Origin of the sequence: Gilliamella sp. B2838 (assembly GCF_026536185.1) — a bacterium.
In the GTDB taxonomy this organism is placed as follows: Bacteria; Pseudomonadota; Gammaproteobacteria; order Enterobacterales; family Orbaceae; genus Gilliamella.
This window is the reverse complement of sequence record NZ_JAFNOO010000002.1, coordinates 11,533-35,453: the sequence shown is the minus strand read 5'-3', so window position 1 is coordinate 35,453 and position 23,921 is coordinate 11,533. Positions and strand designations below refer to the sequence as shown.

Below are 23,921 nucleotides of genomic sequence, written 5' to 3'. Positions count from 1 at the left end.
TTCTATTAAATACACTATACGATTAATTTAAATTTATTACAGTCTCAAAACACGTAAACATATTTTGAAACTTAATGATGACAAATCTTTGTTTCATTGACCGTAAATTCAACATCAGTAACGGGTTTAAATTTACCTTTTAATTTTAAAAAGCAGATAAGTTGTGTTGAATCCATATCAGTTTGAGAGCAAGTGTGAAATTTAGCATGTTTTCCAAACTGTTTTTCGATAGCTTCCTTTAGAGATGATTCTGTATAGCTATTTCCAGCCATCATATGTAAGACTTCATGCCCATGAATTGATAACATAGTACCCTCTGCATCTTGCCTATTTAATTATAATAATTATTTTAATGAGTGAAGAAAGATATCAGATATTATCAAGAAAAAAAAGAGGTTAAGCGTTAAAATATCATTAATTATTAGTCAGTATTCCCCCGATTGATTTCAGGGGAAAAATGAGAAATTAATACCACTTATCATGATAAAAAAAATGTGCATTAGTGATTATCCGCTAATTTCACTATAATTGATTGATTTTCTTTTTTAACTTGATGGATAACGACCGAAATGGTATCGGTTAGTTTATAGCAAATTTCGTCTTTAATTTTGATAACGCCTTCTTCCGGAAGGGAGCAAATTTGCTCACGTACAGGATGGATCATTGACAGCGGTAAGAATGCAAAAGCGCCAATATCCGTTAAGCGTACCCGAGCACCACCGCGATTAATATCAATAATTTCAGCGGTAAAACGATGATTAATTTTATCCGATAAATATTGTGCATAAAGATTTTCAGCCATATCACGCTCGGCGAGGCGTAATGTTTTACGCTTTTCACCCATTATTTTAAGTAGCTCTATGCTAGGTGAAGTTAATGGAAGCTGGCGTAGGTAAGCCTTAATTAATCGATGATTTATCATATCACCATATTTTCGAATTGGCGAAGTCCATGTTGCATAAGCGTTAAATCCGAGTCCATAATGTGGTCTTGGCTCAAGGGAAAAATCGGCAGGGCTTTGAAATTTTCGCAGGCGCGAGGCTAAAAAGGCATCGTTATCGATGATACGGCGCAGCTGGATATACCCCTCAAACGATAATAAAGCGTCTTTATCAAATTGCGTTAAGCCATGTTCATTTAAGATCTTTAAAATTTGATCCATAAATTTAGGGTCAAAACCCGCATGGACATTAAAAATACCAAAACCAATTTTGTCAGTTAAGTGCATGGTTAAAGCTTGATTGGCTATTATCATCACTTCTTCAACGATTTGGTTAGCAATACCGCGTGTTTCTTTAATAATTGATTTTACTTGTCGGTTCTCATCGAGCATAAAACGATAGTCAGTCATATCTTTAAATACCAAAGCATGACTTTGTCGCCACGCTGTCCTTAGTGTTGCTAGACTAGCTAACCAATTAAGTTGCTCCGGTATCGTTAAATTATCAGATGATAGTAAACTGCCGTTTTCTAAAAAATCAGAAACATTATGGTAACAAAGTTTTGCTTTCGATTCGATAAATGCAGGAATAAATGCAATTGCATTGTCATCAATATTACCATTAGCATCGATTTTTACTTCACATACCATAGCTGGCCTTTTTTGATTGGCTTTTAGTGAGCAAAGCTCATCAGCAAGCTCTTTTGGCAGCATTGGGATATTGAAATCAGGCAAGTACGTTGTAAAGCTTCTTTGTTTAGCGATATCATCAAGTTCACTATTTTCGCTTACATAAGCGGTAGGGTCGGCAATAGCTACTTTGAGTAAATAATTACCGTGTGCATCTTTTTCAATCGATATGGCATCATCCATATCTTCAGTATCTTCACTATCGATCGTAAAAAAATCGATATAGGTTAAATCTTGACGATCGGTTAGCTCATTTTCTGTTATTGCCAATGTGTTAGCTGTTGGCGCTTTATCATCTAAATTATAGCGGGCTAATGTTTTTAACCAAGGAAGGTATTTAGAGTTATCTTCAGCAATAAAATGGGTAACTTCGGCAAAAAAGCTGTTTTTATCTTCTTGTAGTGGATGGGCAATCAGTGTTGCAGTTACCCAATCACCTTCTTTGATTTTTTCGGTAACGTGTTTATTGACTTTACAGCGAATAACAAGATTTTCTGGCATATTTTCAGCATGGATAATCATTGCGTTATCTTGAAAACCAATTTTTCCGATGAATTTTTGTAACGCACTTTCTATTAATATTTCTGGATCAAAAGACTCTTTATCATTATTGGCGATGATGGTTCCTGATACTTTATCGCCATGACACACCGTTTTCATTTTAGCAACAGGAATAAAATAACTTGTTTTATTATCAACATCTAAAAACCCAAATCCTTTTTCGTGGGCTCTTACAACACCTTCAACGCGCGGTGTTTGTTGATGAAGTTCTTGTTTTAATTGGGCTAATAGTGGGTTATTTTGAAACATATGCCTTAACATTATTTGAAAAAATTAGTCTGGGATTTTATCATAGTTATTGCAATTTTTGTTATTGAATTAATTAATCATCTTAATGAAATTAGGCTTATAATAGTTAAGTTTTGATATGAAGGATTACGTAAAAATGAATTTACACTATAAATTACAAGGTGAAGGACAACCAATAATTTTTTTACACGGTGTGTTTGGCAGTTTGGATAATTCAAATATGTTAGCTAAGCACTTTGTATCTGATTATCAGACCATTCAAGTTGATTTGCGTAATCACGGCCAATCGCCATGGTCAAATGAGATGAATTTAAATGTTATGGCAGAAGATATTGCAGCGCTTTGTCATCATTTGCAATTAGATCAAATCATCTTAATTGGTCATTCAATGGGGGGCAAGGTTGCGTTGCGACTAACCCAAATTATTTCTGAAAAAATCAAAAAAATTGTCGCCCTTGATATTGCGCCGGTTAAATACCCGACTACGGATAATGCGCAGGTTTTAGAGTCGTTAAGTACTTGCCTTGCTGAAAACCTGACCGATAAAAAACAAATTATTGACCTTATGCAAAGTCAAGGACTATCAGAGGGAACAATCCAATTTTTGCTTAAATCTTTTAAAAATGGACATTGGTTATTTAATGCGAATGTGATTGTAAGTCAATATAGTCATTTACGTGATTGGCAACCTATTTCTCCTTGGCATAAGCCAACGTTTTTCGTGCGCGGGAGCAATTCCAATTATGTAATGCAACAATATTATGAAGCAATATTGCGTCAATTTCCCAATGCTGTGATAGAAACAATTGAAGGAGCTGGGCACAATGTTCATGCAGAAAAAACTCAGCAAGTTTTGCAACTTTTAAAACAGTGGCTTTAAGATAACTTATCCATTGGCCAATACGCTACTCATTTATTACATGACAAAATAATCGTTGCTGATTAATTTGCTTGTTAGGCTTGGTTGTTATTGTGACCGATACGAGTTGGCACTGGCTTGTGTAAGACTCACTGCGAATATTATATTGCCAATTGTTAGGTACAATGTGCCTCGCTATATTAGGGTAACTATCAAGTAATGAAAACGCAATTTGCTGTGCCTTTTGTTGATTTGAAAGATAATGATAAAAATTGGTTAATGTGTGTTGATAATTGCTAAAACTGATAATAACAATGGCAAATATCAAACAGGCTATCATCACTTCAATTATACTAAATCCTGTCATAGCATTGTTATTCACAATAAGCTCTCCTTTTTTCTGGGCAATAATCAAGCCAATGACCTTTTTGTACGATGAGTTTACCACTTTGATGATGCGCCAAACTATAAACAAATAAACCTTCTGATTCACCGCGTATCAGTACGTAGTTGTCGATTTGTAATAATGAATTTTTGATGCACACTTTCCATTGATATTTCGTTTCAAATAAGCATTGCCAATTATCTGTTGGTATTTGCCAACTTTGGGTTAGTGCCCAATTTAATGCGGAATTTGCTTGATTAAAACGGTGATAATACTGACTTTCTCTGGCGAGTGTTTTATGCCATGAGATCATTAATAAGTGAGCACTTGTTAATAATATAGCACCAATAATGGTTAAAATAATAACCATGATAATCGTACTAAAACCTTGTTCATGGTTGTTTTGATGGATAAAAATTTTCATTTCTCACTATTTTGCTTATTTGATATTTTACTTGTTGATGTTGTTTGAGTTCAGCTGCTAATACTATTTCGATACTATTAGCCTGTTGCTTCAGATGGAAGGTTGTCACTTTAATCTCAGCTGGATCGAATAATTTTTCCCACTTGGGTTCATTGCAAGCAGTCGCACCCGTTTTATATTCAATATTATTGTTGATAAAGCGATAGACAAAACTATCTGCGTTATTCATGGCTGAAGCATCATCGATCCAATCATGTCGGATTTGACTATCGTAACGAATAATAATGCAATTTTTTTCGTTAATAATGGCTAATGCAGTTTTATTTGGTTTACTCGGATCGTTAGCAATAAACCCTGCGCGCTTTATATCTTTGGCTATGCCAAATAGTGCTTGTTGAACAGTTTGTTGCAGATGAATGGCTCGATAATATTGTAAAGTATGTGCTTGTATCTGAAAGTAATATTCTGTCACTGCAATAAAAATTAAACTTGAAAGTGTTATTGATAACAACATTTCAAGTAGTGAAAATCCTGATTGTTTTAACATGCGGGTAAACTTGGCAAATAACTGTTGATGCGACAAAATCGAATTCGCCCACGAAATGATATTAACACTCTGGTTGTACCAATTGTGTTGCTGAGTTCAAATGAGCCTGTTTGAGCCATATTCCGTCTTCCCCAAAATGTAATGATTTTTTGTTCGTTTAATAATTTAATGTCAACCGAATTGTTAGGTTTGATAAACTGTAATAGGCCAGTTTGACAACTTGTTGGCGGCTCACCGGATGTAATAGTTAAACACCAAGGGGATAAAAATAGATGAAGATTATAATTTTCATTTTCAGTATTAGCTTTAACTTGGACTTCATTTAAAAAATAGGCTAATTGGTGTGTTGTTGAGACTAATTCGTTACGGAGCTGTATCTCTTTCCATTGTTGCATGCCAATAGCGGCGCAAATTGCACTTATGCAAATAACAATCAATAATTCTAACAATGAAAATCCAAAATTTTGCATTTATCTTTTATCTAGTAAACTTTCAATATGGATAAGTATAAAAAAGTTTGGTTTTGGTATTTTATGTGTGTGGGGTATTTGTGAACTTAATTCCAAATAAATGTTGTTTATTACTAAGAAAGCTAGTTTGATACGACAAACCGCTTAAAAAGCGTGACATATTATATTATACTGTGCATCTATTTAAATTTGCTAACGGACTTAAAGTTAAAGGAAACGAGAAATGCAACAATTACAAACTATTATTGAGGCAGCATTTGAACGTCGTGCTGAAATCACGCCTTCAAATGTTGATACAGTAACGCGTGATGCAATTAATCAATGTATCGCTCTATTAGACAGCGGTAAAATGCGTGTCGCGGAAAAGATTAATGGCGATTGGGTGACTCATCAATGGTTAAAAAAAGCAGTGTTGCTCTCTTTCCGTATTAATGAGAACCAACTTATTGATGGTGGCGCAACAAATTATTATGATAAAGTGCCATTAAAATTTGCTGATTATGATGAAGCACGCTTCCAACAAGAAGGCTTCCGTGTCGTTCCATCAGCAATTGCACGTAAAGGTGCGTATGTGGCTCGTAATACCGTATTAATGCCATCTTATGTAAATATTGGTGCTTATGTTGATGAAGGTACAATGGTTGACACTTGGGTAACTGTTGGTTCTTGTGCGCAAATTGGTAAAAATGTTCATTTATCAGGTGGTGTTGGTATCGGTGGCGTATTAGAACCGTTGCAAGCAAATCCAACGATTATTGAAGATAACTGCTTTATTGGTGCACGTAGTGAAATCGTTGAAGGTGTGATTGTTGAAGAAGGCAGTGTGATCTCAATGGGTGTTTTCATCGGTCAAAGTACTAAAATTTATGATCGCGCAACAGGTGAAATCCATTACGGTCGCGTGCCAGCTGGTTCAGTTGTGGTATCAGGTAACTTACCAACTAAAGATGGCAAATATAGCCTTTATTGTGCAGTAATTGTAAAAAAAGTCGATGCTAAAACGTTAGGTAAAGTAGGAATTAACGAATTACTTCGTACCATCGATTAATCGCAATCAATTACCATAAATTAATTGACTGTCTTTGCTTTTGATATAGGGACAGTCAATATATTCTCATAACATTCATCAAGTTAATTTTATTTTTAATTATTCGCAAAGGAGAATTTATGCCTTCTTTTGATATTGTTTCTGAAATTCAAATGCCAGAAGTGAAAAATGGTGTTGAAAACGCGACCCGTGAACTAACTACGCGTTGGGATTTTAAAAATGTGGAAGCCTCATTTGAGCTTAATGAAAAAAATGAAACGATCAAAGCGACCAGCCAATCTGACTTCCAAGTACAACAGCTATTGGATATTTTACGTGATAAGTTAGCCAAGCGTGGTATTGATGGTGGGGCACTCGAAATTCCGGAAGAGATGGAACATAGTGGAAAACTATACAGTATTACAGTAAAACTAAAACAAGGTATTGATAAAGAGTTAGCTAAAAAAATAGTTAAGTTGATTAAAGACAGTAAACTTAAAGTGCAAGCCCAAGTACAAGGGGAACAAGTTCGCGTTACGGGTAAATCACGTGATGATTTACAAGCAACGATGGCATTAGTTAAAAACGGAGAATTAGGGCAACCGTTTCAATTTACTAATTTTAGAGACTAATTAGTGTAATCTTCATGAACGTCGTCTGGCAATCACTCACGCTAAACGATTAGCCCGCATTTATTATGTAAAAAAGTTTGAGGTTAAATAATATTCACGTCAATTTTTTTATATAATAAATGCGATCTTGTTTTAAACATAAATGAAAACAATGTAAATAACGAGATTTTTATGCGCGAATAAGTTATGCTATCTTCATGTCTATCCTTTAAATTATAACAATATTTATCATGATGAAAAAATTAATAGTTGTTTTGGTTTTTTTTCTGTTTTCAGGCTCTTTGTTCGCACAAGATTCTAATAACGAAGAAAAAAAAGCTTTTATTGATAATTTATTATCAAAAATGACCATAAAAGAAAAAGTGGGTCAGTTAAGATTAATTAGTGTAGGTGGCGATCTCACTTTACCAAAAGTATTAGACCAAATCGAGGCTGGAGAAATTGGTGGTATTTTTAATACTGTTGTTGAGCCAGATTTGACAAATATGCAAGACCGCGCTTTAAAGTCCCCGAATAAAATTCCTCTATTTTTTGGATTTGATATTATTCATGGCCATCGTACGGTATTCCCAATTAATTTAGGTGTTGCATCGAGTTGGGATCGTAATGTTATAGGTAAAGTTGCTGAAGTTTCTGCCGACGAAGCGACCTCAGATGGATTAAATATTACTTGGGCTCCAATGGTTGATATTACCCGAGATCCTAGATGGGGACGCGTTTCTGAAGGCTTTGGTGAAGATCCCTATTTAACATCTGAAGCAGGACGTATTTTTGTCGAAAAAATGCAAAAACAGTCTCTTGATGATAAAAAATCGTTAGTGACAACCGTTAAGCATTTTGCGCTATATGGTGCGGTCGAAGCGGGTCGCGAATATAACAGCACCGATATGAGTGAACGTAAAATGTTCCAAGAGTATCTTGTACCTTATAAAGCAGCCATTGATGCCGGTAGTCGTGCTGTAATGGTGTCTTTAGTCAGTGTTAACGGTATTCCAGCGACAGCTAATCATTGGCTACTGACTGAAGTATTACGTGACCAATGGCATTTTAATGGTGTGGTTGTGAGTGATCATGGTGCGATTCGTGAATTGATTAATCATGGTGTGGCAAGCGATGCTAAAGATGCTGTTCGCGTGGCGATAAAAGCAGGTATTGATATCAGTATGAATGATGAATATTTTCTTCAATTTTTACCTGAACTTGTTAATGAAGGTGTCCTCACAGAAGAGGATATTAACAAAGCTTGTCGACATGTATTAGAACTCAAATATGACATGGGGCTGTTTAATGACCCTCATCGTAATTTAGATCCTAAATTAGATATCGATACGATGTTTGCCGACAACCGTCTACATCGAGAAGAAGCCAGAGATGTAGCGCGTCGAAGTATTGTGTTGTTGAAAAATAAAAATAGCATTTTACCTTTAGCCAAAAACAAGAAAATAGCCGTGATTGGACCACTTGCCGATTCTAAGCGCGATATTTTAGGTAGTTGGTCAGGTGCCGGACGCGCTAATCTAGCTGTCACACCTTTAGAAGGAATCAAAAATGCAGTAAAAGATCCTAAAACAATTAGTTACGCATTTGGTGCTAATCTTTCCGATGATTCTAATTTATATAAATTTTTAAATTTATATGAAGAAACCACCAAATTTGATCCTCGTCCTGCTGATAAAATGATTGCCGAAGCAGTTGCTAAAGCTAAAAAAGCCGATGTTGTTGTGTTGTTTGTAGGGGAAGCTGAGGGAATGGCGCATGAGTCATCTAGTCGCACCGATCTTTCATTGCAAGCAAGCCAAAAACGGTTAATCAAAGCTTTAAAGGCAACAGGCAAACCTTTAGTTATAGCATTAATGAATGGTCGTCCATTAACTGTAAAAGAAGAGTATGAACAAGCTGATGCTATGCTCGAAACTTGGTTTTTAGGCACAGAAGGGGGCAATGCTATCGCTGATGTTTTATTTGGTGATTATAACCCATCGGCTAAATTACCAATGTCATTTCCTGATAATGTTGGGCAAATTCCCGTCTATTACAGTCATTTAAACACTGGTCGGCCTCATGGTACTGAAAATATGGGGAAATATACAACATCGTACTTTGATAGTCCTAATGAACCGCTATTCCCGTTTGGATTTGGTTTAAGTTATACCCATTTTACGATAGATTTTGCCTTATCAAGTACTGAGATGCCGCAAAATGGTGAAATTGTGGTGACTGCAAATGTTGAGAATATTGGCGAGAAAGAAGGTAGCCAAACGGTACAGTTTTACCTTCAAGATATCACAGCTTCGGTCAGTCGACCCGTTAAACAGTTGATAGGTTTTGAAAATATTACTTTAAAACCTCATGAAAAAGGTGAAGTGAAATTAGTGATCAAACCAGATATGCTAAAATTTTGGAATGACAAAATGCAATATGTTGCAGAACCAGGTAAATTCAATATCTACGTTGGCTCTGATTCGACAACGCAAGATAAACAGACCTTTACCTTATTAGATAAATAAATTAATTATATTAACCGTCGACATCTGTCGACGGTTTTATTATGTGGTCAAAATTATGTTTGAATTTGATCTTGTTTTACAACTTCTTCAACAAATGTGTATTTATTTAGTTATCGCTTATCTACTAAGTAAAACACCTATTGTTATTCCATTAATGCAAGTGACTGTGCATCTACCTCATAAGTTAGTCTGCTATTGTATCTTTTCTCTATTTTGTATCATGGGCAGTTATTTTGGTTTACACATTGAAGACACAATAGCCAACACTCGAGCCATTGGTGCTATTTTAGGCGGTTTGCTTGGCGGTCCTATGGTCGGGCTATTAGTAGGGATAACTGGAGGAATTCATCGTTATACGTTAGGTGGAATTACCGCTGAAAGTTGTATGCTTTCGACTATTTTAACAGGATTGATTAGTGGTCTATTGCATTATGGCTTAATGAAAAAAGGTCGAGTTGATCTTATCTATAATCCGTTGTTAGTCGGGGTTTTAGGCTTATTAGTTGAATCGCTTGAAATGATAATGGTGTTACTAATTTCACGCCCTTTTGACGTGGTTTTACATGCAGTTAAAAGTATTGCTGCGCCAATGATCGTGGCTAATAGCATTGGCGCTGCTATGTTTATGCGAATTTTACTCGATAGGCGCGCTATTTTTGAACGATATACGTCAGCCTTTTCCGCAAAGGCACTTAAGATTGCCGCAAGTACCGAAGGTTTACTTCGTGATGGTTTTAATCAAAGTAATAGTACTAAAGTTGCACAAATTATTTATCAAGAGTTAGATATTGGTGCAGTTTCGATTACTGATAGAGAAAAGATCTTAGCATTTATTGGTGTTGGTGATGATCATCATCTACCCGGCACACCAATTACCTCTAATATTACTTTAGAAGCAATTGAACAAAATGATGTTAAATATCTTGATGGCGTTCATCAACCTTATCAATGTTCAATTAATAAATATTGCCGCTTAGGTTCAACGTTAGTTATTCCGCTGAGAGGTGAAAACAATACTGTTGTTGGTACAATTAAATTGTATGAAGCTAAAAATACATTATTTAGTTCGATCAATCGTACGCTTGGTGAAGGCATCGCCAGTTTACTGTCCGCACAAATTTTAGCTGGGCAAAATGAGCACTACAAACAATTATTATCTAAAACTGAGATTAAATTATTGCACGCTCAAGTTAATCCTCATTTTTTATTTAATGCGCTCAATACGCTATTGGCCGTTATTCGTCGCGATAAACAACAAGCATCACAATTAGTGCAGAATCTTTCGACTTTTTTTCGCAAAAATCTTAAGCGAACAGATGAAATTGTTACGCTGAAAGACGAAATTGAGCATGTTAATGCTTATTTACAAATTGAAAAAATGCGCTTTATGGAACAATTGACCGTCGAAATAGCTATTCCCCCACATTTAGAATCGGCTCAGTTACCTGCTTTCTCACTACAACCGATAGTGGAAAATGCGATTAAACATGGTACTTCGCAATTAATTGGTAAAGGAAAAGTGGCGATTTATGCCTATGAACAAAATCAAACATTAGTTTTAGAGGTTATGGATAACGCTGGTAACTACTGCGAAAATAAAAAAGACACAAAAGGATTAGGTCTAAATTTGGTTGATAAACGAATTAATATTCGTTATGGTGAGCAATACGGAATAAAAATAGAATGTGAACCTGATACTTATACTAAAGTAGTATTAACATTGCCTTTACAAAAGGAAAGCTGTATTCAATGTTAGATGTAATTATTGTAGATGATGAACTGCTTGCCCGTGAAAATTTACGTTGCTTGCTTGAAAGTGATCTTGAAATAAATATTGTTGCTGAATGTAATAATGCAATGGAGGCGATTCGTGAAATTCATCGTTTGCAACCTGATGTGGTTTTTTTAGATATTCAAATGCCGAAAATCAATGGTATTGAAATGTTATCTATGTTAGATCCTAAAACCATGCCACATATTGTGTTTTTAACTGCTTATAGTGAGTTTGCAGTCAAAGCCTTTGAAGAGCAAGCTTTTGATTACTTATTGAAACCTGTTGAATCAGAGCGCTTACATAAAACGCTAAATCGATTGCATCATCACTGTATTCCTTGTGATATTTGCCAATTAAAAGGAATCAAGCAGGATTTTGAGTATATTCCCTGTGTTGGGCATAATCGTATTTATCTGTTGAATATTGAGGACGTCTATTATGTGTCGTCTAAAATTAGCGGCATTTATGTTTTTAATCAAGCCAATCAAGAATACTTTACCGAATTAACCTTAAAGACTCTAGAAGATAAAACACCATTGATCCGCTGTCATCGTCAATATTTGGTTAATTTAAAAAAGCTTAAAGAAATTCGTTTCAATGATACAAATGGCGTTGATATTATTTTAAATAATGATATATCAGTTCCAGTTAGCCGTCGTTATTTAAAACAGCTCAAAGAGATGTTGGGATTATAGTTTTTTGTTGTTATCCGCAAAAACCACTCATCCGCTAAATTTAACCACTCATCTTTTCTATTTAACCTATAACTTAAATATCGATACCTCTATAACCATTAAAAAATTACTATAGGCTTGGATGTAAAGGAACTTTTAGTCGTTATTTTAGGCTATAACAATACAGACAAGCTATTTTAATGAAATTAAAAATAATGGTTTTTTTAATATCAAAACATAGTAAGTCTATATCTGTTTTAAATGGTGTTAAATTTCGAACTAATTAAATTTAAAACCCATGAAGAGAGTTATTATGAATAATAAAGTCTTTAAGCATATTCCATGGCTGATCTTAGCCTTTATTGGTGCATGTTGTTTAGCCGTAATTGCATTACGGCGAGGTGAGCATGTCAGCGCACTATGGATTGTTGCTGCTGCTGTTTCAATTTATCTTGTCGCGTACCGATATTACAGTTTGTATATCGCCAAAAAGGTCATGCAATTAGACCCGACGCGTGCAACCCCTGCTGTCATTAATAATGATGGTTTAAACTTTGTACCGACTAATAAATATGTATTATTTGGTCACCATTTTGCTGCCATTGCCGGCGCAGGGCCTTTGGTTGGGCCGGTACTTGCCGCTCAAGTAGGGTACTTACCAGGTACACTTTGGTTACTTGCAGGTGTCGTGTTTGCCGGTGCGGTACAAGACTTTATGGTTCTATTTTTATCTTCTAGACGTAATGGCTCATCTTTGGGCGAAATGATTAAAGAAGAGATGGGGGCGATTCCTGGCACCATAGCTCTATTTGGTTGCTTCCTTATCATGCTTATAATACTTGCGGTTTTAGCATTGATTGTGGTTAAAGCGCTAGCTGAAAGCCCTTGGGGGGTATTTACTGTTTGTTCAACAGTACCTATTGCCTTATTTATGGGTATTTATATGCGATTTTTAAGACCAGGACGGGTGTTAGAAGTATCTGTTATTGGTATTGTGTTATTAGTGTTATCAATATGGTTTGGTGGTGTAATTGCGCATGATGCATATTGGGGACCGGCTTTAACTTTCAAAGCAACGACTATTACTTATGTATTAGTGGGCTATGCTTTAGTTTCAGCAATGTTACCTGTTTGGTTAATCCTAGCACCTCGTGATTATTTAGCAACATTTTTAAAAATCGGTGTAATTGTTGGTTTAGCTATTGGTATTGTTATCTTAAATCCTGATTTAAAAATGCCAGATGTGACCCAATATGTTGATGGTACCGGTCCAGTTTGGAAAGGCTCACTTTTCCCATTCTTATTTATCACGATTGCTTGTGGTGCTGTTTCTGGCTTCCATGCATTAATTTCATCAGGTACAACGCCAAAATTACTTGCTAACGAAACGGATGCTCGCTTCATCGGTTATGGTGCAATGTTAATGGAGTCATTCGTTGCCATGATGGCATTAGTCGCTGCTTCAATTATTGAGCCAGGTCTTTATTTCGCTATGAATACTCCACCGGCAGCTTTAGGGATTACTATGCCTGATTTGCATAAATTAGGTACTGATCAAGCGCCAATGATAATGGAGCAACTTAAAGATGTGACAGCCCATGCTGCTGCAACGGTTAGTTCGTGGGGATTTGTCATTTCACCTGACGAAATTTTACAAACAGCCAAAGATATTGGTGAACCGTCAGTGCTTAATCGTGCCGGTGGTGCGCCAACGCTAGCGGTAGGTATTGCACACGTGTTCCATCAAATTATTCCTGGTGCCAATATGGGCTTTTGGTATCACTTTGGTATTTTATTTGAAGCGTTATTTATCTTAACTGCACTTGATGCTGGTACCCGTTCTGGTCGTTTTATGCTACAAGACCTTTTAGGTAACTTTGTCCCATTCTTGAAAAAAACCGATTCACTCATTGCCGGTTTTATTGGTACAGTGGGTTGTGTTGGTTTGTGGGGCTATTTACTCTATCAAGGCGTTGTTGATCCATTAGGTGGTGTTAAGAGCTTATGGCCATTATTTGGTATCTCAAATCAAATGTTAGCGGCGGTTGCGTTAGTGTTAGCGACAGTTGTATTAATTAAAATGAAACGTGCTCAATATATTTGGGTGACAATTATTCCAGCAATATGGTTACTCATTTGTACAACATGGGCATTAGCATTGAAATTATTCAGTAATGATCCGCAATTAGAAGGTTTCTTCTATTTAGCCAATGAGTATAAACGTCGCATTGCTGAAGGTAGTGAATTAACCGCACAACAAATTGATAATATGCATCATATCGTTATTAACAATTATACTAATGCGGGTTTAAGTATTCTATTTTTAGTGGTTGTTTACAGTATTATTTTCTTTGGTATTAAAACTGCATTAAAAGTACGTAATAATAAACAAAGAACAGATAAAGAGACAGCTTATGTGCCAATTCCTGAAGGCGGTGTAAAAACTTCAATGTCACATTAAGTCTGTATTATTGATGACGTTACATTATCAAGTTGTCAAAAAATATTGATGGTTATCTATCTCATACCCAATAATATTGTTATATTGTTGGGTATTTTTATATCATTTAATATTATCTTATTGCGAGTTGTGATTATAAATGAACGATGCTTTTAACGTATTAGTTATTTTATTTTCGTATAGGGAAGATTATTTGTTTGTCGAGTTTTAAAGGAGCTTAAAATGTTACTCAATAAAAGATTGTTATCATTATTCACGATTGTGGCTTTATCCAGTCCCTTGCCACTGTTGGCTAAACAGGTAAATGTCGCTATTTTAGCAACTTCCGATGTTCATGGACGAATGTTACCTTGGGATTATGGTACAGATAAGGCTGATTTATCCGGTTCTTACGCACAAATATCTACCTTTGTTAATCAGTTTCGTGAGCATCACCCTAATGTCATTTTGGTTGATGCGGGTGATATTATTCAAGATAACCAAATTGAACGTTTTCACGATGTGAAAAATCATCCAGCTATTGAGGCTCTTAATACTATGAAATATGACATTATGGTATTAGGTAACCATGAATTTAATTTTGGCATGCCAGTTGTTGATAAAATCGTTGCTGAATTTAAAGGTAAAACATTAGCAGCGAACATCTTTTATAAAGACTCAGGTAAAGCCTATTTACCCGCTACATCCATTATTGAAAAAGATGGCGTAAAAATTGGTTTTATTGGGGCAACGACACCATTTGTACCTGAATATGAAGATAAAACAGGTTATGTAAAACAAATGGAATTCACTATGCCAATTCCAGAAATACAAAAACAAGTTGAAAAGTTAAAACAACAACATGTTGATGCTATTGTTTTAGTTACCCATATGGGGGTGGATAATGAAAACAATAAACCAGGAACCGGCGTTGCTGATGTGGCTAACCAAGTGCCCGATATCGATGTGATTATAGCCGGGCATAATCATCAAAATATAAGTGAAAAAGTGATCAATAATGTTTTGATTACTGAACCGCATCGTTATGGTACCGTGGTTTCGGTGGTTGATTTAACCTTTGATCTTGAAAAAAACAAAACCTCTTTAGTTAATAAAAAAGCCGAAACACAGCCAGTTAAATCGTATGCTGCCGATCCGGCAATTGAAAAAATTTATGCGCCTTATCATCAACAATTAAGAGAAATAGCCAATCAGGTTATTGGTGAAACCGATCGTGATTTGGTTCCCCAGCAAATGATTCATGGTATTCCTGCGATTTACCTTGAAGAAACAGGGCTAACCCATTTACTCAACGCTGTTCAATTATATTATAGCGGTGCGGATGTGACTTCTGTGTTGGTTGATAATAAAAAAGCAATCCTGAATAAAGGTCCAATTACGCGTAAAGATATCGCCAATAATTATCAATATACCGCTGGTGAAACCAGTATATTCGAAGTTACCGGTCAAGACCTTAAAGACTATATGGAATGGTCTGCTGCTTATTTTGCCCAAGTACAACCGGGTGATAAAAATTATCAATATGATCCCATTCGTGGCGCGTCAAAATATATGACTTACGATATGTTTGGTGGGGTCAAATATACTATTGATTTAACTCAACCGGTTGGTGAGCGAATTAAAAATTTAACATTGCTTAATGGTCAGGCTATCACTGCGGATATGAAGCTGAAATTAGGTATGAACGCTTATCGTTACGAAATGTTAGTCAAAAAAGGTGGGCCATTAGAAGGAAGACGTGTTGAACCAACTTGGGACTCGCGAACCGCTTTCGGTGATGAACAAGGCACTATCCGTAATATGACGATAAAATATATTACAGACGTCAAAAAAGGTAAAATTACTGATGAATCTAACCATAACTGGCAAGTGAACGGTATCAAACCTTAACCGCTCGTTTAATAAAAAGGATGATCGTTGTGAAAAATGATATAACGTTTTACCAACGTTTTAAATCGGATATTTTGGCAGGTTTAAAAACTATTACTATTCGTGATAAAAGTGAATCACATTTTAAGGTTGGTGATACGTTGCGAGTGGGCGTTTTTGAAACGGATGCATATTTTTGTAGTATAAAAATTACTAATGTGACGCCTGTAACACTCAATCAATTGACTGAAGAACAGGCTAAGCAAGAAAATATGAGCTTAACTGAACTGAAAAAAATCATTAGTGATATTTACCCTAACGAACAACAGTTTTTTATTATTGCTTTTCAACTATTATCAATCTAAAAAAAACGCGCCTTAGGCGCGTTCTTTTATTGGTAAAAAGCAAAATGTAACTAGTTTTTTATTGGTTGTACCGTTAAAACTAGACCATTAACCGCGATAACTTCAACAGCATGACCAACCGGTAAATTAATATTACATTGTGCTGGCCAAGTGCCGTCTTTGATTTTGACTCGGCCTGAGCCATTGATAATGGCGTCGGTAACAAGGGTTTTAATACCAATTAAATCTTGTTGGGGTTGATTAATTTCGTTGCTATTCGGTTTGCTTTGCCCAGACTTTTTAAGCCATAGCCACCATAAATATGCTGAAACCAAGGTAAATATAGCAAATAAAATCCATAAAACAGGCCAAGACAGAGGCAAAATCCAAGCAATAAGACCCACAACAATTGCAGCGATGCCGCTCCAAAGTGAGTAGCCACCAGTACCAAGCAATTCTGCAATTAATAATGTTCCCCCTAAAATAAAAAATACCCAATGAGGGGAATTATAAATAACGGTTAAAATATCAGTCATCGTTTAATTTACCTAATTACATAATTGAAATTGCAAAAGTATTTATTTAATTCCAAAATAACTTGTACTTAAAGTACCTTGGAAAATATATACAACCAGTTCGGAAACTACCTTGTGACATCATTTAGAGTTTTTAATGAGCTCCGCAATGCCACCAATACTGCCCATTAAACTTGATGCATCTAAAGGCATCATAATGACTTTACTGTTATCTGCCGATCCGATTTGTTGTAGCGCTTCAGTATATTTTTGTGCAACAAAGTAATTAACTGCATTGATATTACCTGCTGCAATTGCATCAGACACCATTTGTGTGGCTTTTGCTTCGGCTTCGGCCGCACGTTCACGGGCTTCGGCTTGTAAAAATGCAGCTTGTCGCTCACCTTCGGCCTTTAATATTTCGGACTGTTTTTCACCCTCTGAACGTAGTATTGCTGCCTGACGAACACCTTCAGCTTCCAGAATTTCCGCACGTTTATTACGTTCTGCTTTCATTTGTGCATTCATCGCGGCAATAAGTTCTGCCGGCGGGCGAACATCTCGAATTTCAATACGGGTGATTTTAATGCCCCAAGGGTTTGTTGCATCATCAACAATGCTAAGTAATTTTGAGTTGATATGATCACGTTGTGATAGCATTTCATCAAGTTCCATGCTGCCGAGTACCGTACGAATATTGGTCATCATTAAATTAATTACAGCACGTTCAAGTTGATTGACTTGATAAGCGGCTCTAGCTGCGTCTTGCACTTGAATAAAGCAAACGGCATCAATTTGTACGTTGGCATTATCTTTTGATATAACTTCTTGTGATGGAATATCAAGCACTTGTTCCATCATATTAATTTTACGACCAATCCCATCCATAAAAGGAATAATGATATTCAATCCCGGTTCAAGTGTGTGGGTGTATTTACCAAAACGCTCAATGGTGTATTGATAACCTTGCGGAACAATGGTAATACATTTTAAAACGGTGATTAGTGCGAGTAACACGATGATACCGATAAAAATATAAAATATAGGCATAGATTAATTTCTCTTAGTAATATGAATTTCGACGGTATAAGCATTCTAATGGCTATGAGATTTTTTGACCAGTTATTAATAAATAATCTTTATGTTATTTATTATTGATTTTATGAAGCTAATTTATTTTTAGTCATATTTTTGCTCTATTTCTTGTTAAATTTTTGGTGATTTTTTAACTTAACGCTAAACTGTGTCTATTAATTTAAACGACGCGCTAATATTAACCAACAAGAATCATTCCAGCCGAGCACATACTGGCTGTCGTTTAATTGTTTACTACGATTAAATATGATAAGAAAAACAGAATAGGAATAATAATGGCAGAGCAAACAGTTGAACAAAATATTAAACAACAAACGATCGAGCAGAAAATTGCAGATTTAAAAAAAATCACCAAAAACGATGGTGATCAAGCATATTCAGAGGCTCAATTTGAGTTAGCCAAAATTTATTTTTTGGCTAAAAAAAATAGTGAAGCCGCAATTAAACATTTATTAAAGGTTGAAAAGCTAGGTAATTCGACATTATATGCTACAGCTCAGTTTAATTTAGCTCAGATATATCAACATGAAAATAACATTGAACAAGTAAAATACCATTATTTACAGATTGAAAAGAGTGTTGATCCTAATTTATATGCCGAAGCTCAGTTCAATTTAGCCCTGATATATCAAGATGAAGAAAATAACATAGCGCAGGCAGAATACCATTATTTACAGGTACAAAGGGAGGATAATGCCGATGCTTATGCGAGGGCACAATGTAATTTAGCACTTATTTACCAATTAAAAAAACAGGATATCGAGCAGGCAGAATACCATTATTTACAGGTACATAGGGAGGATAATGCCGATGCTTATGCTAGGGCTCAATATTGTTTAGCGTTTATTTACCAATTTAAAAAACAGGATATCAAGCAGGCAGAACGCCATTATTTACAGGTACATAGGGAGGATAATGCCGATGCTTATGTTAGCGCACAATATCATTTAGGTCTTATCTATCAAACTGAAAAACAGCTTTATAACGAAGCCAGTCAGTGTTTCTTACAATGTTGTGATAGCATTAATCCTGTTGTTTCCAATATAGCGAATTTTTATTTAGGGGATAATATCTATTTTAAAAAAACAGAAGGGAGTTTAAAAAAAGCAGAAGAATATTATCTGAAAGTGTCTTATTCCAATGATTTATTTAAACATTATATTATTGCTCAAATCATGTTATCAGTCATTGATAATAATAATGAAGCTTCTTCACTATTTGCCGATGCCAATAAACGCGAGCAATCAGTTACTCAGTACATTTGTGATATCAGAACATTAGCAGAAAATATTCAGAAGCAGTTACTGGTTACATTTAAATTAAATGAAAACTTAAAAAGTGAAGAGAAACAATATGAACGGCAGGTTGCGCATTATACTAGACCGGGCGTGTTATTTAGTCTTTTAAAAAATGAGCCTAGCGATTTCCGTTTAAATGTGGTTGATTTTATGAACGATCCCACTGAAAATCAGATCCTGACTAATTGGCTCGATATTAAAACCGATAGGGATAGTGAAATTAAAAGCTTTTTAGCCAGTTTTTCATTTAATCACAATTCGTTAAATCAATTTCGTTTATATGGCAATGAAAACAATATTGTCGGCTCGAGTGTCAGTGTCGTATTTAATCAAAATTTTTTTGGCGACGATGTTCAGCAAAGCATCAATCCTGATGGTATTAATCATTTAAATAAATTCACATCAGTTAAAATGGCAAAACAAGATTTTATTGATAATAAAACTGATGCTAATGAGAAGAACGAACCGTTAACACAATCCTCCTTTCATGATCTACCTTTGTTCCGTTGTTTGTATTTTGATCCAAGTAATGAATATATTAGTCTTGCCAAACGTAATAAATTTTCTTTTTATCTGGAGCACCGAGAAAGTTCTGCAGCTGAGATTGAAAAAAAATGGAATGACTACCTAAAACAATTAGATGAAAAGCATAAAATTAAAACAATTAGAAAGATATTAAATCAAATAAAACAAAAAATAAAAAAATTAAAGGCAAACGGACAGGTAAAAAATCTTTCTATTCTCGATCAATTAATTACCTTAGCCGTCATGCCTATCTCGTGCTTAATCAAGCATGCTGCATTTGAAGATGAAGATGAATGTCGAATGATTTATATCACAAATATTGCCGATGAAAAAATTCAAGCGCCGACAGATTATGTTCAAGCCAGCAGTTTATTTATTAATTACAAAACGGTGGAAGATTATATTGAGAAGATTTATTTAGGTCCGCAATGTGAAGCACATCATAAATTATGGATTACTAACCACTTTCGTATTTCGTCAAAACCAAGATCTAAGTTGGTTAAAGTGATTCAATCCGAAATGCCGTTGCGCTAATTTTTACAAAGGATGCTTTATAACAAATAGCATCCTTTGGTTAAACTTGCTATTGATATACTAAAATAAATTTTATTTTTGCACACAAAATATTCACTTGACATTGCATCAATGAACTAGTTTAATAGTACAACATTCATTTTACATTAATAATAATCATGAAATCACAATACTTTTATTTGATTGCTTGCAAATTCGCTAATTTTGGTTGGTGGCGTATCACTTTGGGCGGGTGATTTGATAAAGCATTGTCTTTGTTTATAAAACCCGCTTAGCGCGGGTTTTTAGTTTCTAATAATCAAATGCATAGTTTAAATAAAAATTTAAAAATAGAGAGTCAACAATGAATAAGCCAACATTAACGCAGATAACCAAAACCATTGGTTATTATCAAGATCCGACTCAGGTATTTTATCAATTATGTCATGACAGGCCAGCTACATTGCTGCTTGAATCAGCCGAAATCGATAACAAGCAAGGCATAAAAAGTGTGATGATTGTGGATAGTGCATTACGCATTTCGGCAATCGATCAGCAGGTGATATTTGAAGCTTTAACTTCAAATGGGCAAACGTTGTTACCTTTACTTGCCGATGCATTTTCAGCAAGTACTGTGAAAGTTGAAGCTGAAACGTCAAAGTTGACATTGGTGTTTCCTCAAGTTGATGCCATGCAAGATGAGGATTCTCGATTAAAATCGCTATCCGTTTTTGATGCGCTAAGAACGCTACTTAGTCTTGTGAATTATTCGAAACAAGCAAGCCATGATGCGATTTTTGTTGGCGGGCTATTTAGTTATGATTTGGTGGCTGGTTTTGAAAATTTACCTAAACTCCCTACTGATATGCGCTGCCAAGATTTTTGTTTTTATTTAGCCGAAACGTTATTAGAAATTAATCATCAAAATCACGTTTCAATATTAAAAGCGACCGCTTTCACGGCTGATCCAAACGAAGTGGAACGTTTAACTAAACGTATTGATGAGCTGCAAACTTTGTTAAACCAACCGATAAAGCCAATTCCTACTCAATCCCTTGCCAATATTACGGTTGATTGTAATAAAAGTGATGATGACTTTAATACCACAGTTAAAAAGATGCAAGATGCGATTCAACAAGGCGAAATATTTCAAGCAGTGCCATCTCGTCGTTTTACATTGCCTTGTCCTAAGCCTTTGTCTGCCTATCAACTTCTTAAAACTAATAATCCAAGCCCTTATATGTTTTATATGCAAGATAAGGATTTTGTGTTATTTGGTGCTTCACCTGAAAGCGCGCTTAAATATAGTAAAGCTACCAATCAAGTTGAAATCTATCCTATTGCCGGAACGCGTCCTCGAGGCTTAACCGCCAATGGCGACATTGATTATGATTTAGATAGTCGTTTAGAGTTAGATATGCGTACCGACAAGAAAGAACTAGCAGAACATTTAATGTTAGTCGATTTAGCTCGTAATGATTTAGCACGTATTTGTCAGCCGGGTACACGATATACTAAAGATTTACTCAAAGTTGATCGCTATTCGTTTGTGATGCATTTGGTGTCAAAAGTCATTGGTCAATTACGTGAAGATTTAGATGCACTTCATGCTTATCAAGCGACCATGAATATGGGGACATTAACCGGTGCGCCCAAAATTCGTGCAATGCAATTGATTGCCGAATCAGAAAAAGTTAAACGGGGTAGCTATGGTGGGGCAGTAGGGTATTTTACTGCCAATGGTGACCTTGATACGTGTATTGTGATTCGTAGTGCTTATGTTGAAAACGGCATAGCGACTGTTCAAGCTGGTGGCGGCGTGGTTTTAGATTCTGAACCACAATTTGAATCCGACGAATCACGTAATAAAGCGCGCGCTGTGGTTAGAGCAATTATGGCAGCACATAATGTAGAAGGTATATTCTAATGGCTAATATTTTATTTATTGATAATATTGATTCTTTTACTTATAACCTCGTCGATCAACTACGTAATAGCCAACATAATGTGACGATTTATCGTAATACGATCCCGGCTGATGTGATAGTTGAAAAACTCTCACAAATGCAAAATCCGATTTTGATGTTATCGCCAGGACCCGGCGCACCAAGTGAAGCAGGTTGTATGCCAGAATTACTTAAACGCCTAAAAGGTAAATTACCGATTATAGGTATCTGCCTTGGTCATCAGGCGATTGTTGAGTCTTATGGTGGAAGCATTGTACCAGCGGGTGATATTTTACATGGCAAAGCTTCACTTATTGAACACGATGAACAAGCCATGTTTAAAGGCTTACCTAATCCATTACCGGTCGCGCGGTATCATTCATTAAAAGGCGAAAATATTCCTAAAACCCTAACCATTAATGCCTTGTGTAACAATATTGTGATGGCGGTGCGTAATGATGAGGATCGGGTGTGTGGTTTTCAGTTTCATCCCGAATCAATTTTAACTATTCAAGGCGTAAAACTGCTTGAGCAAACCATTGAGTGGGCGCTTAATCCATCACAAAAAACAGCGCAACCAAAACAAGAAGCCATTATTGATAAGCAAGAGTATAATATTCAACCTATTCTCAATAAGTTATATTTAGGACAGGTATTAAGCCAACAAGAAAGTAAAATACTGTTCAACTTAATTATTCAAGGTAAAATCGAACCGACGGTATTGGCAACAGCAATAATTAGTATGAAAGTTCGCGGTGAAAAGCCAGATGAAATCGCAGGAGCTGCGCAAGCGTTGCTTGAAAATGCCGATAGTTTTGCTATTCCAGATTATGCGTTTACCGACATTGTCGGAACAGGTGGTGATGGCACCAACAGTATTAATATTTCAACCGCCAGTGCCTTTGTGGCTGCTGCGTTAGGTTACAAGGTGGCTAAACATGGTAACCGTGGGGTGTCGAGTAAATCAGGTTCATCAGACGTGTTGTCTGCTTTAGGCATTAAATTAAATATGCCGGCCGAAGATTCGCGTAAGGCGTTAGATGAGCTTGGTGTATGTTTTTTATTTGCTCAGCAATATCATTCAGGTTTTCGTCATGCCGCGCCGGTTCGTCAGCAATTGAAGACTCGAACGATTTTTAATGTACTAGGGCCGCTCATTAATCCGTCTCGTCCTAAACGAATTTTATTAGGGGTATATCACCCAGATTTAATCAAACCGATTGCTGAAACGTTAACTATGTTAGGTTATACCCATGCCTATGTGGTACATGGTTCAGGAATGGATGAAGTTGCGATTCATGGTGAAACGCAAGTGGCTGAAGTGCATAATGGCAAAATTCGTTACTTTACGTTAACACCGCAAGATTTTGGCTTACAGCAATATACATTAAAAGATATTGAAGGTGGCACGCCAGAGATGAATCGTGATATGTTAATTGCGATTTTACAAGGACATGGCAAACAGGCTCATGAAGCAGCGATCGCCGCTAACGTTGCGATGTTAATGAGTTTGTTTGGTCAGTCCGATTTAAAACAAAATGCTAAACAAGCGATTGAAATGATGCGTAGTGGTAAAGCTTATCAACTATTACAGCAATTAGCGGCAAGATAACAGT

At 35.8% G+C, this 23,921-nt stretch carries 20 protein-coding genes; 12 read left to right on the top strand and 8 right to left on the bottom strand.

Annotated features, from left to right (window positions below; genetic code table 11):
• Positions 1 to 71 precede the first annotated feature (71 nt).
• Both J3U63_RS01990 and J3U63_RS01985 read right to left on the bottom strand, forming a co-directional pair.
• Positions 72 to 308 (bottom strand): YecH family metal-binding protein, encoded by a 237-nt coding sequence (locus J3U63_RS01990; protein WP_267333363.1) that lies wholly within the window; start codon positions 306 to 308, stop codon positions 72 to 74.
• A gap of 191 nt (positions 309 to 499) precedes the next feature.
• The gene (locus J3U63_RS01985) at positions 500 to 2,440 is read right to left on the bottom strand and encodes an exoribonuclease II (protein ID WP_267348722.1); all 1,941 of its coding nucleotides are present in this window, start codon (positions 2,438 to 2,440) and stop codon (positions 500 to 502) included.
• A gap of 136 nt (positions 2,441 to 2,576) precedes the next feature.
• On the opposite strand from J3U63_RS01985, the gene J3U63_RS01980 reads away from it, so the two are divergent.
• Positions 2,577 to 3,320, top strand: a complete 744-nt coding sequence (locus tag J3U63_RS01980; protein WP_267370331.1) for an alpha/beta fold hydrolase — start codon at positions 2,577 to 2,579, stop codon at positions 3,318 to 3,320.
• Between the two features lie 25 nt (positions 3,321 to 3,345).
• Here the strand turns inward: J3U63_RS01980 and J3U63_RS01975 are convergent, their stop codons facing one another.
• The 4 genes from J3U63_RS01975 to J3U63_RS01960 are packed head-to-tail and all read right to left on the bottom strand — an operon-like array spanning position 3,346 to position 5,125.
• A complete protein-coding gene (locus tag J3U63_RS01975) occupies positions 3,346 to 3,681 on the bottom strand; it encodes a type IV pilus modification PilV family protein (RefSeq protein WP_267343533.1) in 336 nt (111 codons plus the stop codon).
• On the bottom strand, positions 3,674 to 4,108 hold the full coding sequence (locus tag J3U63_RS01970; RefSeq protein WP_267370329.1) for a DUF2509 family protein: 435 nt from the start codon (positions 4,106 to 4,108) through the stop codon (positions 3,674 to 3,676). The genes J3U63_RS01975 and J3U63_RS01970 overlap by 8 nt, the downstream gene beginning before the upstream one ends.
• Positions 4,077 to 4,655, bottom strand: a complete 579-nt coding sequence (locus J3U63_RS01965) for a prepilin peptidase-dependent protein (RefSeq protein WP_267333368.1) — start codon at positions 4,653 to 4,655, stop codon at positions 4,077 to 4,079. Before J3U63_RS01965 ends, J3U63_RS01970 begins: the two co-directional genes overlap by 32 nt.
• Positions 4,649 to 5,125: a prepilin-type N-terminal cleavage/methylation domain-containing protein gene (locus tag J3U63_RS01960; protein WP_267343530.1), complete on the bottom strand. Its 477-nt coding sequence runs from the start codon at positions 5,123 to 5,125 to the stop codon at positions 4,649 to 4,651. The genes J3U63_RS01965 and J3U63_RS01960 overlap by 7 nt, the downstream gene beginning before the upstream one ends.
• 223 nt (positions 5,126 to 5,348) lie before the next feature.
• On the opposite strand from J3U63_RS01960, the gene dapD reads away from it, so the two are divergent.
• The 8 genes from dapD to yqfB all read left to right on the top strand — a co-directional run bounded on the left by dapD (position 5,349) and on the right by yqfB (position 16,434).
• Positions 5,349 to 6,173, top strand: coding sequence for a 2,3,4,5-tetrahydropyridine-2,6-dicarboxylate N-succinyltransferase (dapD, locus tag J3U63_RS01955; RefSeq protein ID WP_267370327.1), 825 nt, complete (start codon positions 5,349 to 5,351; stop codon positions 6,171 to 6,173).
• A 119-nt stretch (positions 6,174 to 6,292) separates the two neighbouring features.
• On the top strand, positions 6,293 to 6,784 hold the full coding sequence (locus J3U63_RS01950; RefSeq protein ID WP_267333370.1) for a YajQ family cyclic di-GMP-binding protein: 492 nt from the start codon (positions 6,293 to 6,295) through the stop codon (positions 6,782 to 6,784).
• A gap of 233 nt (positions 6,785 to 7,017) precedes the next feature.
• Positions 7,018 to 9,291, top strand: coding sequence for a beta-glucosidase BglX (bglX, locus tag J3U63_RS01945; RefSeq protein ID WP_416381283.1), 2,274 nt, complete (start codon positions 7,018 to 7,020; stop codon positions 9,289 to 9,291).
• Between the two features lie 55 nt (positions 9,292 to 9,346).
• Positions 9,347 to 11,047, top strand: coding sequence for a sensor histidine kinase (locus J3U63_RS01940; RefSeq protein ID WP_267333372.1), 1,701 nt, complete (start codon positions 9,347 to 9,349; stop codon positions 11,045 to 11,047).
• On the top strand, positions 11,041 to 11,760 hold the full coding sequence (gene btsR / locus J3U63_RS01935; RefSeq protein ID WP_267333373.1) for a two-component system response regulator BtsR: 720 nt from the start codon (positions 11,041 to 11,043) through the stop codon (positions 11,758 to 11,760). Before J3U63_RS01940 ends, btsR begins: the two co-directional genes overlap by 7 nt.
• A gap of 292 nt (positions 11,761 to 12,052) precedes the next feature.
• Positions 12,053 to 14,200 (top strand): carbon starvation CstA family protein, encoded by a 2,148-nt coding sequence (locus J3U63_RS01930; protein WP_065633355.1) that lies wholly within the window; start codon positions 12,053 to 12,055, stop codon positions 14,198 to 14,200.
• 222 nt (positions 14,201 to 14,422) lie between these two features.
• A complete protein-coding gene (locus tag J3U63_RS01925) occupies positions 14,423 to 16,090 on the top strand; it encodes a bifunctional metallophosphatase/5'-nucleotidase (protein WP_267370324.1) in 1,668 nt (555 codons plus the stop codon).
• 29 nt (positions 16,091 to 16,119) lie between these two features.
• Complete coding sequence (gene yqfB / locus J3U63_RS01920; protein WP_323849488.1) at positions 16,120 to 16,434, top strand: N(4)-acetylcytidine aminohydrolase; 315 nt, start codon at positions 16,120 to 16,122, stop codon at positions 16,432 to 16,434.
• 50 nt (positions 16,435 to 16,484) lie between these two features.
• Here the strand turns inward: yqfB and J3U63_RS01915 are convergent, their stop codons facing one another.
• Together J3U63_RS01915 and J3U63_RS01910 are read right to left on the bottom strand one after the other, a co-directional pair.
• Positions 16,485 to 16,949 carry an NfeD family protein gene (locus J3U63_RS01915; RefSeq protein WP_267333376.1) on the bottom strand — a complete coding sequence of 155 codons (465 nt, stop codon included), beginning with the start codon at positions 16,947 to 16,949 and terminating at the stop codon, positions 16,485 to 16,487.
• A gap of 120 nt (positions 16,950 to 17,069) precedes the next feature.
• Complete coding sequence (locus J3U63_RS01910; protein ID WP_267333377.1) at positions 17,070 to 17,978, bottom strand: SPFH domain-containing protein; 909 nt, start codon at positions 17,976 to 17,978, stop codon at positions 17,070 to 17,072.
• 320 nt (positions 17,979 to 18,298) lie between these two features.
• Here J3U63_RS01910 and J3U63_RS01905 point away from each other — a divergent pair, with 320 nt between their 5' ends.
• From J3U63_RS01905 to trpD, 3 genes are all read left to right on the top strand, one after another.
• A complete protein-coding gene (locus tag J3U63_RS01905; protein ID WP_267370323.1) occupies positions 18,299 to 20,380 on the top strand; it encodes a tetratricopeptide repeat protein in 2,082 nt (693 codons plus the stop codon).
• A 343-nt stretch (positions 20,381 to 20,723) separates the two neighbouring features.
• Positions 20,724 to 22,286, top strand: a complete 1,563-nt coding sequence (locus J3U63_RS01900; protein ID WP_267370322.1) for an anthranilate synthase component 1 — start codon at positions 20,724 to 20,726, stop codon at positions 22,284 to 22,286.
• Entirely contained in the window at positions 22,286 to 23,917 is a 1,632-nt protein-coding gene (gene trpD / locus J3U63_RS01895; protein ID WP_267370321.1) for a bifunctional anthranilate synthase glutamate amidotransferase component TrpG/anthranilate phosphoribosyltransferase TrpD, read from the top strand. The genes J3U63_RS01900 and trpD overlap by 1 nt, the downstream gene beginning before the upstream one ends.
• The last annotated feature ends 4 nt before the right edge of the window (positions 23,918 to 23,921 follow it).